Origin of the sequence: Streptomyces griseus subsp. griseus, from assembly GCF_000720255.1 — a bacterium.
In the GTDB taxonomy this organism is placed as follows: domain Bacteria; phylum Actinomycetota; class Actinomycetes; order Streptomycetales; family Streptomycetaceae; genus Streptomyces; species Streptomyces griseus_I.
Genome location: NZ_JOJE01000001.1, coordinates 604450 through 620217, shown reverse-complemented (window position 1 = coordinate 620217; position 15768 = coordinate 604450). Strand labels below are relative to the sequence as shown.

19 protein-coding genes are annotated in these 15768 nt (G+C 70.3%); 10 read left to right on the top strand and 9 right to left on the bottom strand.

From position 1 onward, the window contains the following. Window positions 1-72: 72 nt before the first annotated feature. The 4 genes from IG99_RS02825 to IG99_RS02810 form a co-directional block, all read right to left on the bottom strand. Entirely contained in the window at window positions 73-351 is a 279-nt protein-coding gene (locus IG99_RS02825; RefSeq protein WP_037669249.1) for a hypothetical protein, read from the bottom strand. Window positions 352-1337: 986 nt separating this feature from the next. After that, on the bottom strand, window positions 1338-1544 hold the full coding sequence (locus IG99_RS02820; RefSeq protein WP_037669246.1) for a hypothetical protein: 207 nt from the start codon (window positions 1542-1544) through the stop codon (window positions 1338-1340). Window positions 1545-1693: 149 nt separating this feature from the next. Next, on the bottom strand, window positions 1694-1921 hold the full coding sequence (locus IG99_RS02815) for a hypothetical protein (protein ID WP_037669244.1): 228 nt from the start codon (window positions 1919-1921) through the stop codon (window positions 1694-1696). 291 nt (window positions 1922-2212) lie between these two features. Beyond that, window positions 2213-2524: a hypothetical protein gene (locus IG99_RS02810; RefSeq protein ID WP_037669242.1), complete on the bottom strand. Its 312-nt coding sequence runs from the start codon at window positions 2522-2524 to the stop codon at window positions 2213-2215. Between the two features lie 258 nt (window positions 2525-2782). On the opposite strand from IG99_RS02810, the gene IG99_RS02805 reads away from it, so the two are divergent. The 4 genes from IG99_RS02805 to IG99_RS02790 all read left to right on the top strand — a co-directional run bounded on the left by IG99_RS02805 (window position 2783) and on the right by IG99_RS02790 (window position 6015). Beyond that, complete coding sequence (locus tag IG99_RS02805) at window positions 2783-3145, top strand: WXG100 family type VII secretion target (RefSeq protein WP_037669240.1); 363 nt, start codon at window positions 2783-2785, stop codon at window positions 3143-3145. Beyond that, window positions 3142-4434, top strand: a complete 1293-nt coding sequence (locus IG99_RS50035; protein ID WP_234311734.1) for a WXG100-like domain-containing protein — start codon at window positions 3142-3144, stop codon at window positions 4432-4434. Before IG99_RS02805 ends, IG99_RS50035 begins: the two co-directional genes overlap by 4 nt. Before the next feature lie 22 nt (window positions 4435-4456). Then, window positions 4457-5446 carry a hypothetical protein gene (locus tag IG99_RS02795; RefSeq protein ID WP_037669238.1) on the top strand — a complete coding sequence of 330 codons (990 nt, stop codon included), beginning with the start codon at window positions 4457-4459 and terminating at the stop codon, window positions 5444-5446. Between the two features lie 239 nt (window positions 5447-5685). After that, window positions 5686-6015, top strand: coding sequence for an antibiotic biosynthesis monooxygenase family protein (locus tag IG99_RS02790; RefSeq protein ID WP_037669236.1), 330 nt, complete (start codon window positions 5686-5688; stop codon window positions 6013-6015). A 27-nt stretch (window positions 6016-6042) separates the two neighbouring features. On the opposite strand, the gene IG99_RS02785 is transcribed toward IG99_RS02790, so the two are convergent. Together IG99_RS02785 and IG99_RS02780 are read right to left on the bottom strand one after the other, a co-directional pair. Next, a complete protein-coding gene (locus tag IG99_RS02785) occupies window positions 6043-6408 on the bottom strand; it encodes a MazG-like family protein (protein ID WP_037669234.1) in 366 nt (121 codons plus the stop codon). A gap of 71 nt (window positions 6409-6479) precedes the next feature. Beyond that, window positions 6480-7022 carry a DoxX family protein gene (locus tag IG99_RS02780; RefSeq protein ID WP_037669231.1) on the bottom strand — a complete coding sequence of 181 codons (543 nt, stop codon included), beginning with the start codon at window positions 7020-7022 and terminating at the stop codon, window positions 6480-6482. A 169-nt stretch (window positions 7023-7191) separates the two neighbouring features. Between IG99_RS02780 and IG99_RS02775 the strand changes: the two genes are divergently transcribed. Next, window positions 7192-8217: an aldo/keto reductase gene (locus tag IG99_RS02775; protein ID WP_051864849.1), complete on the top strand. Its 1026-nt coding sequence runs from the start codon at window positions 7192-7194 to the stop codon at window positions 8215-8217. A gap of 233 nt (window positions 8218-8450) precedes the next feature. On the opposite strand, the gene IG99_RS02770 is transcribed toward IG99_RS02775, so the two are convergent. Both IG99_RS02770 and IG99_RS02765 read right to left on the bottom strand, forming a co-directional pair. Beyond that, window positions 8451-9233, bottom strand: a complete 783-nt coding sequence (locus tag IG99_RS02770) for an SDR family oxidoreductase (RefSeq protein WP_051864847.1) — start codon at window positions 9231-9233, stop codon at window positions 8451-8453. Between the two features lie 73 nt (window positions 9234-9306). Next, window positions 9307-10329 (bottom strand): Gfo/Idh/MocA family protein, encoded by a 1023-nt coding sequence (locus tag IG99_RS02765; protein WP_037669227.1) that lies wholly within the window; start codon window positions 10327-10329, stop codon window positions 9307-9309. Window positions 10330-10433: 104 nt separating this feature from the next. Between IG99_RS02765 and IG99_RS02760 the strand changes: the two genes are divergently transcribed. From IG99_RS02760 to IG99_RS02750, 3 genes are all read left to right on the top strand, one after another. Further along, window positions 10434-11780, top strand: a complete 1347-nt coding sequence (locus tag IG99_RS02760) for a multidrug effflux MFS transporter (RefSeq protein ID WP_078947497.1) — start codon at window positions 10434-10436, stop codon at window positions 11778-11780. An 11-nt stretch (window positions 11781-11791) separates the two neighbouring features. Beyond that, entirely contained in the window at window positions 11792-12910 is a 1119-nt protein-coding gene (locus tag IG99_RS02755; RefSeq protein WP_051864845.1) for a serine hydrolase domain-containing protein, read from the top strand. Window positions 12911-12977: 67 nt separating this feature from the next. Beyond that, on the top strand, window positions 12978-13967 hold the full coding sequence (locus IG99_RS02750) for a small ribosomal subunit Rsm22 family protein (RefSeq protein WP_037669223.1): 990 nt from the start codon (window positions 12978-12980) through the stop codon (window positions 13965-13967). A 14-nt stretch (window positions 13968-13981) separates the two neighbouring features. Here IG99_RS02750 and IG99_RS48585 read toward each other — a convergent pair whose 3' ends face one another. After that, a complete protein-coding gene (locus IG99_RS48585) occupies window positions 13982-14134 on the bottom strand; it encodes a DUF6243 family protein (protein ID WP_234311741.1) in 153 nt (50 codons plus the stop codon). A gap of 124 nt (window positions 14135-14258) precedes the next feature. Between IG99_RS48585 and IG99_RS02745 the strand changes: the two genes are divergently transcribed. Together IG99_RS02745 and IG99_RS02740 are read left to right on the top strand one after the other, a co-directional pair. Beyond that, window positions 14259-14885 (top strand): TetR/AcrR family transcriptional regulator, encoded by a 627-nt coding sequence (locus tag IG99_RS02745; RefSeq protein WP_037669221.1) that lies wholly within the window; start codon window positions 14259-14261, stop codon window positions 14883-14885. 134 nt (window positions 14886-15019) lie between these two features. Next, window positions 15020-15757 carry a bifunctional DNA primase/polymerase gene (locus IG99_RS02740; protein ID WP_037669219.1) on the top strand — a complete coding sequence of 246 codons (738 nt, stop codon included), beginning with the start codon at window positions 15020-15022 and terminating at the stop codon, window positions 15755-15757. Window positions 15758-15768: the final 11 nt, after the last annotated feature.

Here is a 15768-nt window from a genome sequence, read left to right as displayed (position 1 = left end):
TACCCCCGTTTCCACCTGCTTCACAGGCACGAGTTCGTCCTGGCTGAACGGTGGAGCGGTGGTTCGCCGAGCTCACGTAGACGCCTCGATCGTGTAGGAACTGGCCTCAACATCCGGGTCACACGTCTTGTGGTGGGCCTGCCAGCGAACCTTCTTCGGGCCGTTGCATACGTCCAAGAGGCTGCGAACCTGCCTGCCAGGGACGACCTCGGTTCCGGTCTCCTCTTCACAGATACGGAATGCGGTCTCGAATCGATTGATCTCTCCGTAGTCGATCCAGACGTACCCCTCCTCGTCGCCAACGGGTACTTTGCAGGCGTCGCAAATGACGTTGAGTTCGCGCGTGCTCATGGAGTGATACTCCTTCGGGGCGGCTCCAGCCGCAGGGAGTAGGGCGGGACGGTTGTAGGAGCGGAGTTGCCGAGCCGGTCAGTCGCCGCTGAAACAAGCCGAGCTGCGCGGCGGCCGGCGCCGCCTGGTCCTCGGGGTCGAACAGCACTGGCTGTTCCCCGCCCAGCGGGGCCAGCAGCATGGAGCCGGTACAGGAGACCAGCCGGCCAGCCCGGCACAGACAGGGCAGTTACGGCGGGGATACGTCAGGGCCGTGCCGCCCGGGATGCCCGGCACCGCCGATAGCGGAAGCATGAACCCATGGGCTCCTGGAGGGCCGTGCCTAGGGCCCTGGCATGGATCAAGGACCTTCGGCAGTCATAGGTGCGTTCGTCGGTGTCTACCCCACTTATTTCGCCTCTGAGACATGACAGTTGATGATCCGGCCGCCCTGGTCGAGCGGCACAAGTGCCCGAACTGCCAGGCCCCCGCCTGGAAGCCTATGCCGCATGCGCGGCGAGAGGGTCGCCCGCCTGTACCAGACCCTGGACCTGCTGGACGGCTGGCAGTCCGGCTTGGAGTACGCCTACCGGGGCGGCGCCCGCTCCAGGGCCTGGGTGCTGCGCGGCATCCTCTCCCACGCCGTGGAATGCGTCGGCGCCTGGCAGCGGGAGGAACCGCTGCCAGGCGCCGAACTACGCCTACAGCGAGGCCGTGGAGTCGCTGGAGTTGAAGCGGGAGGAGGCGGAGGCCACCGCCGAGGACCGCCCAGGCCGAGGCCGAGTACCGCCGGGAGCAGCGCGCCCAGCGCGTCAGCGGCGCCACCGAACCCCCGTCACTGGCTGCGTGAGGAGGCCGTCGAGAAACTAAAGGGTTCGGGAAAGGCTACTGGGTTGGGCAGGGGTTCGCGGCTCGGGGCGGAAGGCCAGCGGCTACGCACAGGAGCTGCCGCACCCGCTCGCCTTCCCTGCGTGGAAGTTGGCCGCTTCGCCGCCCAGGCGTGGCGGCTACTGGTCCCGCTTGGCGAACCACTCGGCCAAGGCGTCGGTGCAGCCGTGATACCACTCCTCGGGAGCCGAGTAGAAACCCGTGGGCGCCTTTCCGCCCGCCATGATCCGGTGAACGATGACCTTGCAGTTCTTGAGCAGTGTGTCCTGTACGGTCCCCTGTCCGGCGCCCGGGATCTCTAGCCAGATCTGGTTGCGGGCCAGCACGGTCTTTGTGGTCGAACGCGCCTGGTCGTAGACGCTGGGCGAACTCTTCCCGCCCGGTGACCCTGACTGACCGCTGGTGCCTCCGTTCCACATTGCCCACCCCGTACTGAGCAGGGCCAGGAAGAAGACGCCCCAGACGAGTCCCTGGATTAGTGCTGGGAGGCGGCAGAACCGCCGATATATGCGAGATGCGGAATGCACACGCTCAAGGCTACGGGGCCGCTCGGAGCCATGAGCGGGGCCAGCGCCATCAGTTCGCGGACGGCAGGGGCAGCTTCGCCGCTGAATCCGGCAGCCTGCGCTGCTGCGTGGGGGACCTGCCTGACATCGGCGCCGAAGGTCTGCGCGAGGTCGTCGCGAGACAGTTCGAAGATCATCTGTTCCTGCCGTGTTTCCCTCACCCCTGGTAGGGCGTGAGCGGGGTGTGGGTCTTGTACCAGCTCTTGAGGTGCGACCAGGCGCCCGATGCCATCGGTGATCGCCTCGCCGGTCGAACCGACGTCACCGGGTACCCGTAGACATGCAGCTCAGGCCGTGATCACTCCCTGAGTGGGGCAAAACCCGGCGTACAGCCCGAGTACGGTGCCGGAATACGCAACGCACGCCATGCCAGGCCAAGTCAGTCATCCATGTGCCGCGCGTCGCTGCACGCGACGGTGGCGGTGGGCTCAACCACCCACAACCCATCGCGCTCCCGCAACTACGCCCAACAACAGAGCCGGAAGTATCCACCACCACAGCATCGCTCTCCGCACCGAAGGCACCACCCACAATGCCGCCGCGGCCCCGGCGGACGCGATGGTGAGGACGCATGACAGGACGATCCCGGCGTACGCGTCGTCGTCCCAGGTACCGGACGGAGTGATCGTCAGTGCCGTCCAGCAGAAGTACGCGGCGATGAGCGTGAGCAGGGCGAGCGGTACAGCGAGGGCCAGACGGAGGCAACCGCGGTCGTCGTCTACGTCGGAAGGGCTGGTCATCAGCGCAGTGCGTTCCTTGCCTCGTCCAGATTGTTCGTGAAGCCGCGCTCGTAGGCCTGGGCGTCGTCGGTCTCCCAGTACGCAGCTGCGCCGTCACGTCGACGGAACCAGGCCGGCGCATACAGGCAGCCCAGCCCTCATCCTTTGCCTGCCTTGATCGGAACTTTGCCGCCCCTTGATCGGGATCGCGACAGCAAACCGGCTCGGTGAACTACCGTCTTCGGGCCGATCAGCGACTCAGGGGGAGCGGAAGACGCCATGGGCGACCACAGCGACGGCAGGATACTCGACATCAAGATCGCCGACCTGAAGGCGACGGCCCCGCATTTCCATACGCACAGCTCCGACCTGGCCAAGGCGCTGACCAAGCTCAAGTCCGGTCTGGCGGCGGCCGGTTCGCCGTGGGGTGACGACGAACAGGGGCAGAAGTTCCACGCGTGCTACGGCCCGCACGTCAAGAAGATGGAGGCCGCCGCCGGGATTCTCGCGCTCGGCCTGGCCAGCATCGAAGCGGCCATGACCGACATGGCCGACGGCCACATCGACAATGAACTGCTCGTCCGCTCGATGTTCAGCAAGGTCCGGCCCGCCCCGCACGACGGCGACGGGAGCACGCGGTGAGCGCGGCCGACAAGGCCAAAGAGATCGTCCAGGACCTGACCGGCATGTGGTGGCCGGATGCCGACGAAGGCGGTCTGCGCGACGCGGCCAAGGCCTGGCGGGACTTCGCCGACGACCTGGAAGAGGTGGCGGCCGCCGCGAACAAGTCGGCGCGCGGCATCATCGAGCACAACCAGGGCGAGGCGATATCGGCCTTCGACGACCCGTTCTGGCGCCGCTACTACTACGACGGCCACGGCTGGCTCAAGGACATGATCGATGGCGCCCGCGACATGGCCAAGGCCCTCGACCAGTACGCCGACGTCGTCCACAAGGCCGTCAAGCATCTGGAACACGAGCTGGAGATCGTCGGCGCCACCATCGTCGCCGGCACCGCCCTTGCGGTCTTCACGCTCGGCATCTCCGAGGGCGCCGCGGCAGCCGCCACCGCCTCGATTCTGGAGCTGTCCGCGACGCTCGGCGTGACCGTGTCCACCGAGATCGCCACCATCGCCGGCACCACCCTCGCCACGGCCGCCATCGGTGGACTCGAGTCGATCACCGTCGACCTCGCCGTCACCCAGCCCGTGGCCATGGCCACCGGCGAGAGCCAGGGCCTCAGCCTCGACGAGGTGAGCGACTCCGCCCTCTACGGTATGGAGTTCGGCGGCGCCTTTGGAGCAGGGGGGAGTACAGCCCGGATCGTCGCCGAGAACGGCGGAATGGAGAGCCTGTTCAACGGCTTCCGGCTGAACAGCGCGGCCCTCGACGAGATGGGCAAGTCCCGTACGTGGAAGCTGATCCAGTCTCCCGACTCGAAGATTCCCGCCGCACCGGCGCGGGCCGGCGATTATGAGTTGGTCTCGGGCGACCCGGTCTACTTCGGCAAGAACACGACCACCGTGGGGTACGACGAACGCACCCTGAACAACCTGCAACGGGTCGCCCGGGTCCCCGGCGTACACGACGTGGTCGTTCACGGCACGGACGAGGGAGTCTTCGTCCCCGGCCGCATCAATGCCGCGGGGAAGACCCTCACGGACTTCGAAGTGCACCCCAACCACATCGCGGACGCCATCCGCAGCAATCCCAACTACCACGGTGAACCGGTGCGCCTCATCTCCTGCTACTCCGGCGCCGACGCGAGACCGCCCGAGCTGCCCCTCGCGCAGTCCGTCGCCAACGAGCTCGGCGTGCCGGTGACGGCGCCCACGAGCAAGGTGGGAACGTCCCCCCAACTCGGCCTCAACCAGACCCCCACCATCGGCAACAATGGCTACTGGCGCACCTACCTGCCCATGGCCCATTAGCGGCAGGCTCACAGGAGTGGAAATGATCAAGCGAGCGGGCTTCTATCGGGAGATCGGCGGCCAGGTCACCACGGCAGACGATGCGCCGTCGCTGCGAGATGCCGTACAGGACAGTGGGCCCTGGGACGAGGACCGCATCCTCGCCTACCTGGGATCGGCCCTGGAGATCTACACCACGATGGGCGCCGAGCGCGACGTCCTCACCGGCGAAGAGTGGATCGCCGGCTCCGGATCCCTGGTGACGGACGGCACCTGGCTCTGGCCCGTCGATCTTGAGCACTACGTGCGTCGTCACCACGTTGCCCTGCCGCCCGAGTTCCTGGACCACATCCGGACCAACAACTACACGGTCCCTGTCGTGCCCGAGGAACAGGCCAGGCACATTTTCCAGGAGGAGTTCCCGGACAGTGCCCCCACTGCGGCCCCGTCCAAGGCTGCGGGCTTCTTCACTTGGTACGTGCAGAAGCTGGACAGCGCGCGTGCGCATCAGCTCCTCACGCATCTGGCGGAGGCCGGGCTCAACGCCGTGCACCCGCTGACCCATGCCCTCTTCGGGTTCCGCGAGACGCCGGTCGGAGACCGTGAGCCGCTGATGGGTGATGGCGCAGCCCTGGCCGCTGTCTTGGCCGACGATCGATACTCGAAGGCCGAGTTCACCTGCTGGAAGGGCTACGACCAGTCCCTGACGGGCATCGTGCGACGCACGGACGAGACGACGCAGAGCATCACGCTGCGCCTCACCGACGTCCCAGCGCCCGACCGTGAGGAGGCGGTCGCGGCACTGGTGCGCACGCTCGATCAGGATGCTGCCGACTGCCGCGGATTCGTCATCGACCGAGCCGGCGTTTCGGCCTCACAGGACTGGGACCGCATCCTCGTCGGCGACGGAGGGCCCTTTACCGTGTGGCCCGACACCGTCGGCATCCTCCGGGACCGCGTGGGCACCCACCCTGAACTGGCCAACAGCAATCCGACTGCTTACGGCCCACTCGACGTCTTCAACCGCGCGTGAACCGCCCTACCGGGCCACGCTTACGCTGCTTCAAGAGGGCATGTTCGCCCACGCCGAACTCCCTCTGGGCGGAGGAGCTGGCGCAGGCCGAAGCCGAGCGCCGGGAGACCGAGCACAAGCACGCCGAGCGGTGGCCGGTTGTGGGTTGCTTACCGCCGCGATGGGGCCCCGTCAGCGCGCCGGACGCACTCGTATGCCCTGCTGGGGCCCCATGGCCCCGCACGCGGAACAATGAACCCATGAGCATCGTGAAGATCAACGTCCTCACCGTCCCTGAAGAGCAGCGCGAGACCCTCGAGAAGCGGTTCGCCGCGCGGGCCGGCGCCGTGGAGGGGTCGGACGGGTTCGAGTGGTTCGAGTTGTTGCGGCCGGTGGAGGGGACCGACCAGTACCTCGTGTACACGCGCTGGCGGAGCGAGGAGGACTTCCAGGCGTGGATGTCCGGGCGGGCGCAGGCCGCGCACGGCGGTGGCCAGGGCGGTGAGGGTGAGCGGCCCAAGCCTGCCGCCACCGACGCCACCCTGTGGTCCTTCGAGGTCGTGCAGCAGGCCGCGCCCAAGCAGGACTGACCTCCCCCCCCCGGAGTCACAGGAAAATCAACCCCGCCCTTGGCCGGGCACCGTCTCTCCCAGTGAGCGTCGCGCCACCCCGGCCAGGTGGCGGTGGAACACCTCCCTCGCCTCCGGTGTCAGCGTGCGCAGGGCGACCAGCGCGGTGATCACGACGTCGCAGAGTTCGGACTGGACGTCCTCCCAGGTGTGGGACGTGCCCTTGCGCGGGTTCTGGCCCGTCGCGCCGATCACCGCCTCGGCGACCTCGCCGGCCTCCTCGGACAGTTTCAGGATGCGCAGGAGCAGGCCCTCGCGGCCGTCGTGCGGTTGGGTCGACTCCAGCCAGGTCCAGAGGGCGTCGACGGTGGGCCAGAGGTCCAGGGCCTGGCAGGTGTCCTCAGCAGCAGTCATGGACGCACCCTGCCACCTCGGGGCGGTCCCCGGGCAACGCCGCGGCCGCTACTCGAACAGTGCCGCGGCCGTTACTCGAACAGCGCCTCCTGCTCGCCTTCCTTCTCCTGCCGCATCCTCTTCGTCCGCGCCCCCACCACCAGCGCCGTCGCCGCCGCCGTCACCCCGAGCGCCGCCGGGACCATCCAGCCCCGGTCGAAGACGTGCTTGAACGCGTGGTCGAGGGAGAGGCGGCCGGGGCCGGTGATGGCCAGGCCGGTCGCGGCGATGCCGAGCGATGCCGCGTACTCGTAGCCGCCCTCCTGGGCGAAGAAGCCGTTCGGTACGTGCACGGTGGCCGCGCCCGCCATCGCACCGGCCGCCGCCGCGCCCGCCGCCGGGGTGGCCAGGCCCAGCGCCAGGAGGGTGCCGCCGCCTGCCTCGGCCAGGCCGGCGGCCGTCGCGCTCGCCTTGCCGGGCTTGTAGCCGACGGACTCCATGAAATGGCCCGTCCCCTCGATGCCGTGTCCGCCGAACCAGCCCAGCAGCTTCTGCGCGCCGTGCGCGGCCAGCACCCCGCCCGTAGCCAGTCGGAGCAGCAGCAGGCCCAGATCACGTCGGTCGTATGCGGTCACGGTCACTCCTGTGGCGTCAGCGGGAACAGGTCCCCTCCCGCCTTTCCACCGTCGCACCGTCCACACCCACCGGGCGCGCCCTGACCGCCGTTCGGGTGGCGGGGCGCGGGAAAAGAACTCGCACGACTCCTTGTCTTGAAGTGCGCTTCAACTCCTAGCGTCCTCCCACATGGAACACAGTGAGACCGCACAGACCGCACAGACCGCACAGCCCACCCGGACACTCGGCCGCACCGCCATCCCCGTCAGCCCCCTCGGCTTCGGCTGCTGGGCCATCGGCGGAGAGTGGCAGGACCTCGACGGGCAGCCCCTCGGGTGGGGGAAGGTCGACGACGAGGAGTCCGTACGGGCCGTACACCGCGCCCTCGACCTCGGTGTCACCTTCTTCGACACCGCGGACGTCTACGGCACCGGACGCAGCGAGCGCGTGCTGGGCCGGGCGCTGGGCAAGCGGCGGGCCGATGTCGTCGTCGCCACCAAGTGGGGCAACCTCTTCGACGAGGGCACCCGTACCCTGACCGGCCAGGACGCCTCCCCGGAGCATGCCCGCAGCGCCCTCATCGCGTCCCTCGACCGTCTCGGCACCGACTACGTCGACCTCTATCAGCTGCACCTCTCCGACGCTCACCCCGAGCAGGCGGCCCGGCTGCGCGACACCTGCGAGGAGTTGGTACGCGAGGGGCTGATACGGGCGTACGCCTGGAGCACCGACGATCCGGAGCGGGCCGCCGTGTTCGCGGAGGGGGAGCATTGTGCGGCCGTACAGCACGCCCTCAACGTGCTGCAGGACGCGCCGGGCATGCTGGCGTTGTGCGAGGAGCGCGGGCTCGCCAGTATCAACCGGAGTCCGCTGGCCATGGGGTTGCTCACCGGCAAGCAGCACGCGGGGCGCGCCACCCTTCAGGAGGGGGACATCCGCAGCCGGCCGCCGGCCTGGCTCCAGGGGTTCGGTGCCGGGTCGGGGGCCGATCCGGAATGGCTCGCCCGTGTCGACGCGCTCCGGGACGTCCTGACCAGCGGCGGCCGTACGCTCGCCCAGGGCGCGCTCGCCTGGCTGTGGGCGCGCAGTCCGCGGACCGTGCCGATCCCGGGCTTCCGGTCGGTCGCGCAGGCCGAGGAGAACGCGAGGGCGATCGAGAAGGGGCCGCTCACGGCGGATCAGCTGGCCGACGTCGAGCGCATAATCGGCCGGTAGCGCCCATTGGTGGCAGCCGTTCCGCGGCCCGGTGCGCACCCCGCGGTCCCACGCGAGGTCCACCCCCTTCCGGACCGTGGAACGACTGCCTCCTCCCCCCCCGGTTCGGTACTCGGAACCGCCGTGTTCCAAGTGTGAAGTTCTGATGGAGGAGTGATGAGCATATGCCCGCGACCGGCGGGACTGCTACGGAAGATGGCATTCCGTTTGTGTAAATCGAGAGGTCGGTTTCCTCAGCCGCGACCCACGAACGGCATGGCCGTCGCCAGTACCGTCGCGAACTGCACGTTCGCCTCCAACGGCAGCTCCGCCATGTGCCGGACCGTGCGGGCCACATCGGCGACGTCCATCACGGGCTCCGGCGCGATCTCGCCGTTGGCCTGCAACGCGCCCGTCTCCATCCGCGCGGTCATCTCGGTGGCCGCGTTGCCGATGTCGATCTGCCCGACGGCGATGCGGTACGGCCTCCCGTCCAGGGACAGTGACTTGGTCAGGCCGGTCAGGGCGTGCTTGGTGGCGGTGTAGGCGACCGAGTGCGGGCGGGGCGTGTGGGCCGAGATCGAGCCGTTGTTGATGATCCGGCCGCCCTGCGGAGCCTGCTCCTTCATCTGCCGGTACGCCGCCTGCGCGCACAGGAACGCCCCGTTGAGGTTGGTGTCCACCACGTGCCGCCAGGCGTCGTAGGGCAGTTCCTCGACCGGCACCCCGCCCGGTCCGAACGTCCCCGCGTTGTTGAACAGCAGGTCCAGCCGCCCGAAGCGTTCCCGCACGGCGGTGAACAGCGCGGCCACGTCGTCCGGTTGTGACACGTCGGCGCGTACGGGGAGCGAGGCGGCCTCGGGTGCCAGTGCCGCCGTCTCCTCCAGGAGTGCGAGGCGCCGCCCGGCGAGCGCCACCGACCAGCCCGTGCGCAGCAACTCCACGGCCACCGCACGTCCGATGCCGGAGCCGGCGCCGGTCACCACCGCGATCCTCGACTGCCTGCCCGACTGTTCCACGGTTCCGTTGGCGTTCATGGAGCCGCAGCGTACGGGACCGCCGATTGCGAAAAGGCGACCCACGGGCGACCCCAAGGGCGCCCCCCAGGGCTCAAGCCGGTGTCAGCTCCGCCGTGGTGTCCTCGCCGGGGTAGCGGACGCCGATGCGGTCCCGTATCGCGTCGAGCGTGCGCATCACCGCGAGGGTGCCGTCCAGTGGGACCAGCGGGGACTCGGTCTCCCCGGCCCGCAGTGCGCGCATGACCTCACGGGCCTCGTGCCGGAAGCTGTTGCGGGGGCCGTCGGCCGGGTCCGCCAGGAACTCCTCCGGCTCCTTGCCGTCGCGGTGCAGGACGAAGCGGTCGGGGTGGAAGAAGCCGTTCGGGATGTCGATGCGGCCGTGCGAGCCGGTGACGTAGGCCGTGGTGGAGGTGCCGCCGATGATGGAGCAGTGCACCGACGCGAGCGCGCCGCCGTCCCAGGAGAGCAGCGCGCCCGTCTGGAGGTCGACGCCCTCGTCGGACAGGACCGCCCGCGCGGTGACGTCGGTGGGCTCGCCGAGCAGGAGCTGGGCGAAGGAGACCGGGTAGACGCCGAGGTCGAGCAGGGCGCCACCGCCCTGGGCCGGGTCGCGCAGCCGGTGCGAGGGCGGGAAGGGGCCGGCGAGGCCGAAGTCGGCCTGGACCGTGCGCAGCTCACCGACGGCACCGTCCTCGACCAGTGCCTTCAGGCGCCGGATGACGGGGTTGCAGTACATCCACATCGCTTCCATCAGGAAGCGGTCGTGCTCCCGCGACAGCGCGACCAGTTCCCCGGCCTCGCGCACGTTGAGCGTGAACGGCTTCTCGCACAGCACGTTCCGCCCGTTCGCCAGGCAGAGTCCGGCGGCCGCCCGGTGCGTCGAGTGCGGGCCGGCGACGTACACCACGTCGACGTTCTCGTCCCGCGCGAGCGACTCCCAGTCGCCGTACGCCCGCGGGATCCCGAACCGTTCCGCGAACGCGTTCGCCGTGTCCTCGCGCCGTGAGGCCACCGCCACGACCTCGGCGTCCGGCAGGTCGACCAGGTCCGCCGTGAACGCGGCCGCGATGCCGCCGGTCGCCAGGATTCCCCACCGCACGCTCTCCGCCGTCATCCCGGCCTCTCCCGCCCTCGCTCATGTGACCATCGGCACTTCGTACGAGACTTCCGTACGAGCTGAGAGCATAGGGGGCGGATCACTCGGAGAGGGAGGGGCACATGCCCGAGGCCAGGGAGGGACACCGGGACGGGCGCCTGCCCGCGGCCGAGGCGTCGACGACGAACGCCTGCGGGGGGCTTGAGCCGGGCACCGCAGACACGAAGGCCGGACCCTCGGCCCGTGCCGCTCGCGGTACCGGCCTGCTGGTCACCTTCGTCCTCGGCGGACTGACCGCCACGCCCCCGCTGGCGATGGACATGTACCTCCCGGCGCTGCCCGAGGTCACCCGGGCCCTGCACGCGCCCGCGGCCACCGTGCAGCTGACGCTCACCGCCTGCCTGGCCGGTATGGCCCTGGGGCAGCTGGTGGTGGGGCCGATGAGCGACAAGTGGGGCCGTCGGCGCCCCTTGCTGGCCGGTCTCGCCGTGTACGTCCTCGCGACCGTGCTGTGCGCGCTCGCCCCGAGCGTCGAGTCCCTGGTCGCCTTCCGGCTGGCGCAGGGCCTCGGGGGCGCGGCCGGGATCGTCATCGCGCGGGCCGTCGTACGCGATCTGTACGACGGTGTGGCGATGGCCCGCTTCTTCTCCAATCTCATGCTGATCTCCGGCGTCGCCCCGATCGTGGCGCCCCTCATCGGCGGGCAGGTCCTGCGGGTGACGGACTGGCGGGGTGTGTTCGTCGTCCTGGCCGTGGTGGGCGTGGCGCTGGCCGGGCTGGTGTGGGCGCGGCTCCCGGAGACCCTCGCCCCGGGCGACCGGCACTCCGGCGGTGTCGGGGAGGCCCTGCGTTCGATGCGGCGGCTGCTCGCCGACGCGCCCTTCACCGGCTACCTCCTCACCGGTGGCTTCGCCTTCGCCGCGCTGTTCGCCTACATCTCCGCCTCCCCCTTCGTCATCCAGGAGATCTACGGCGCCTCCCCGCAGACCTTCAGCCTGCTGTTCGGACTGAACTCGGTCGGACTGGTCGTCCTCGGCCAGCTCAACGGCAAGGTGCTGGTCGGCCGGGTGCGCCTGGACAAGGTCCTGACCGTCGGCCTCGCGGTCGTCGTCCTGGCCGCGACGGCCCTGCTGCTGATGGCGTCCGGCGTCTTCGGCGAGGTCGGACTCGCTCCCGTCGCCGCGGTGCTGTTCGTACTGATGTCGGCGATGGGCATCACCCTGCCCAACGCCCAGACGCTCGCCCTGCTGCGTACCCGGCACTCCGCCGGATCGGCGTCCGCCCTTCTCGGTACGTCGTCCTTCCTCATAGGGGCCCTGGCCTCCCCGCTGGTCGGGATCGCCGGGGAGCACACCGCCGTCCCGATGGCCGTCGTCCAACTGGCCGCAGCGCTGGTGGCGCTCGGCTGCTTCGTGGGAATGTGCCGTCCCTGGAGGACGGGCGCGGGTGACGAGGGAGCAGAGAACTGAGCGCACCGAGACTGCGCAGCGGCACACCGGAGCGGGCCGGACTCGACCCCGAGGAGCTGGGACTCCTGGTCGGTGAGGTCCACGACCTCACCACCGGGGAGCGGCCCTGGGCGGCGGGTGCCGTCGTGGTCGCCGGACGCGGTCCGGTGATCGCGGTGGAGGAGGCGGCGGGCTGGGCCGTGCGGTACGCGCGCTACGACCTCGAGCACGACCGCGGTGTGGAACTGCCACGCCGGGACCGGGTGCCGATGACCGTCGACACCCCGTTCGACCTGGCCTCCCTCACCAAGCTGTTCACCTCGGTCGCCGCGGTGCAGCAGATCGAGCGCGGCACCCTGGGAATCGACGCGCGGGTGGGGGCCTACCTGCCGGACTTCCGCGCGGTCGTCGAGCACGGCATCACGGTACGGCAGTTGCTGACCCACACCTCCGGACTGCGCCCCGAGCTGCCGCTGTACGACGCCGCGGACGGCGCGGCGCGGCTGGAGATGCTGCGGCGGGAGGTGCCGGTGCGGGAGCCGGGCACGTCGTACCTCTACTCCGACCTGAACATGCTGCTGCTCCAGCACCTCCTGGAACGCCTCACCGGGCGCAGCCTCGACGTCCTCTTCCACGACGGCATCACCCGGCCGCTCGGGATGACGTCGACGCGCTTCGATCCCTGTCCGACGGCGGCGGCGACCGAGGACCAGCGGCGGCCGTGGGGCAAGGTGGACCGGGGGATGCTGCGCGGTGTCGTCCACGACGAGAACGCCTGGGCGCTGGGCGGGGTGGCCGGACACGCGGGCCTCTTCTCGACGGGCCGCGACCTGGCGGTCTTCTGCCGCACGTTGCTGGCGGGCGGTTCCTACGGTCCCGCCCGCGTCCTGGGCCCCGACTTCGTGGAACTGCTGCTGACCCCGCCCGGGCTGGGCTTCGCCGTCGACCAGGCCTGGTTCATGGGCGGGCTCGCGGGACGCGGCGCGGCCGGCCACACCGGGTTCACGGGCACGTCCCTCGTCCTGGACCCGGCGACGGACACGTTCCTCGTGCTGCTGACCAACCGGGTCCACCCGCATCGGGGGGAACCGGACAGCCGGCCCAGGGCAGCGGCGGCGACCCGGCTGGCGCGGGCGGTCCGGGGGGCCTGAGTCCGTGCGAGGACCTGCGCCCGCCGTTCACGACAAGCCGCCTCCGCCCACCTGCGAGAATCGACGCGTGAACGTTTCCGTGTCTGTCGCCGAGTCTCTGCGTGGTGCCCTTGCCGGTCTGCTCGACGGGCTTCCGCCCAGGCAGGCCGCGGGGGCGGTGGAGCGGCTGATCGCCAACTACCGCGGGGCCACGCCGACCGACGCGCCGATTCTGCGGGACCGGGCCGATGTGGCCGCCTACGCCGCCTACCGGATGCCGGCGACCTTCGAGGCGGTGCGGTCGGCGCTGGAGGCGTTCGCCGACGCCGTGCCCGAGTGGGCGCCGGGCAGTCACCTGGACGTCGGGGGCGGGACGGGTGCGGCCACCTGGGCGGTCAGTGCCGTCTGGGGCGGGGAGCGGTCCGTGACCGTACTCGACTGGGCCGAGCCCGCGCTGGCCCTCGGGCGGGAGATCGCCGACGCCAACCCGGCGCTGCGGGAGGCTCGCTGGGAGCGTGCGCGGATCGGGGCGGGCCGCACGCTCGACGAGGCCGACCTCGTCACCGTCTCGTACGTCCTGAACGAGCTCACCGAGGCCGACCGTGCCGCTCTGGTCGACTCCGCCGCGGCCGCCGCGCGGTCCGTCGTGATCGTCGAGGCCGGCACGCCGGCCGGGTACGCCCGGGTGATCGAGGCCCGTGACCGGCTGGTCGACGCCGGGTTCCGGGTCGCCGCGCCGTGCCCGCACAGCGCCGCCTGTCCCATCGTCCCGGGCAGCGACTGGTGTCACTTCTCGGCCCGGGTCAGCCGCTCCTCCCTGCACCGGCAGGTCAAGGGCGGCTCGCTCGCCTACGAGGACGAGAAGTTCAGCTACGTCGCCGCCACCCGGCTGCCGGTGACTCCGGCCGCCTCCCGTGTCGTCCGGCGTCCGCAGATCCGCAAGGGGCAGGTCCTGCTCGACCTGTGCGAGGCCGACGAACGGCTGGCGAAGTCGACGGTCACCAAGCGGCACGGCGATCTGTACAAGGCGGCCAGGGACGCCGACTGGGGCGATCCCTGGCCACCGGCCGAGCAGTGATTCCGCGAGACCGGTCACCGCCGGTTCTCGCGTCCTTCCTGCAGCTTGCGCAGCAGCTCCCGTTTCTGGGCCTGGGGGTCGAGGCCGCCGCCCACGCGGCCGTTCTGCCGACCGCCCCGGAGGGCCTTGCGGCCGAGGTTCCTCCGGGTGCCGCCGACGCCCAGCATGTCTCCGCCTCGTGTCATCGGGGTCTCCCTTCACTCAAGTGGAGTGACGATACGTATCGTCTCGTGTAACAGTCCCCACCATCCGGCGAGACGCTCCGTCTTGTCAACCTGATAAGTTCGAACCATGGCCGCTCAGAAGTCCGCTCCCGACACCGCCCGCCGCAGCGAGAAATCCCGCCGCGCCATCTACGCCGCCGCCCTCGAACTCGTCGTGGAGGTCGGCTATCCGAGGATCACGATCGAGGGAATCGCCGCCCGCGCCGGCGTCGGCAAGCAGACCATCTACCGGTGGTGGTCCTCGAAGGCCGACGTGTTGCTGGAGGCCTTCCTGGACCTCAGTGAACAGGCGGCGCGGGACGCGGGGGCGTCGGACCAGGAGCCGTACGTCATCCCGGACACCGGTGACATCGCCGCCGACATCAAGGCAGTGTTGCGGGCCACCGTCGACCAGTTGACGGATCCCCGGTTCGAGGCGCCCTCCCGGGCCCTGGCCGCCGAGGGCGTGGTCAATGAACAGGTCGGCCGCGAGTTCATGGCCAAGCTCATGGAACCGTCCCTCCAGCTGTACGTCGACCGCCTGCACTCCGCCCAGGAAGCCGGCCAGGTCCGCCCCGAGATCGACCCCCGCATCGCCCTCGAGTTCTTCATCTCCCCGCTCGCCCAGCGCTGGCTCCAGTACACGGGCCCGATCTCCTACGAGTACACCGACACCCTCGTCGACTACGCACTGCACGGCCTCGCCCCGCGCTGATTCCGCCGACCGTCCCCTCGTGGTGCATCCGTACCCCTCGTCCCACCTGCCCGATTCACGGCTACGGCCCCCCGATGCGCAGGATGGTGGGAAGATAGGGCATGCTGTCCGCACACGGCGAGGCGAGGGGATAGATGAGCGCGGAGTTCGGCGGCCGGGCCGGCCGGCAGGGCAAACTCTCCCAGTGGCTGCGGGGACGCCGCCCCAAGGATACCGCCGACGAAGGCGGTCGTGAGGCCCTGCTGCTCGCCGCCGCCGATGCGGGACTGCCCCTCGCGCCCGCCGCGTATCCGGCACCCGGCTACCGGTGTTCCTGTGACCGCGTCGGCTGTCCCACCCCCGCCCGGCACCCGGTGTCGTTCGCGTGGCAGACGCAGTCCACCACCGACCACGCCCAGATCGAGCGTTGGGCCCGTCACCAGCCCCAGGCCAACTTCATCACCGCCACCGGAATGGTGCACGACGTGCTCGACGTCCCCCTCGCAGCGGGGCGGGAGGCACTGGAGCGGCTGCTGGAGGCGGGCATCGAGGTCGGCCCGGTCGCCGAGAGCGACGACGGACGCCTGCTGTTCTTCACCCTCACCCGCGGTACCCCCGAGGACGAGGACGAGTGGTGGCCCTGCGAACTGGACTGCCACCCCGAGACGATGGACGAGCATCCCGGCCTGCGCTGGCACTGCCGGGGCTCCTACGTCCTCGTACCGCCCGCCCGGCTGCCGGGGGACGACGGCCAGGCCGTCCACTGGGTACGCGGGCTCGAACACCCGCTGCCGGACCCGCTGACCCTGCTCGAAGTGCTCACCGACGCCGGCGCCCGTCACGCGGGGCAGGACTCCGACCAGGCGAGCGCCGCCTGGCCACTGCGCCACTGAGAGTCGCCGAG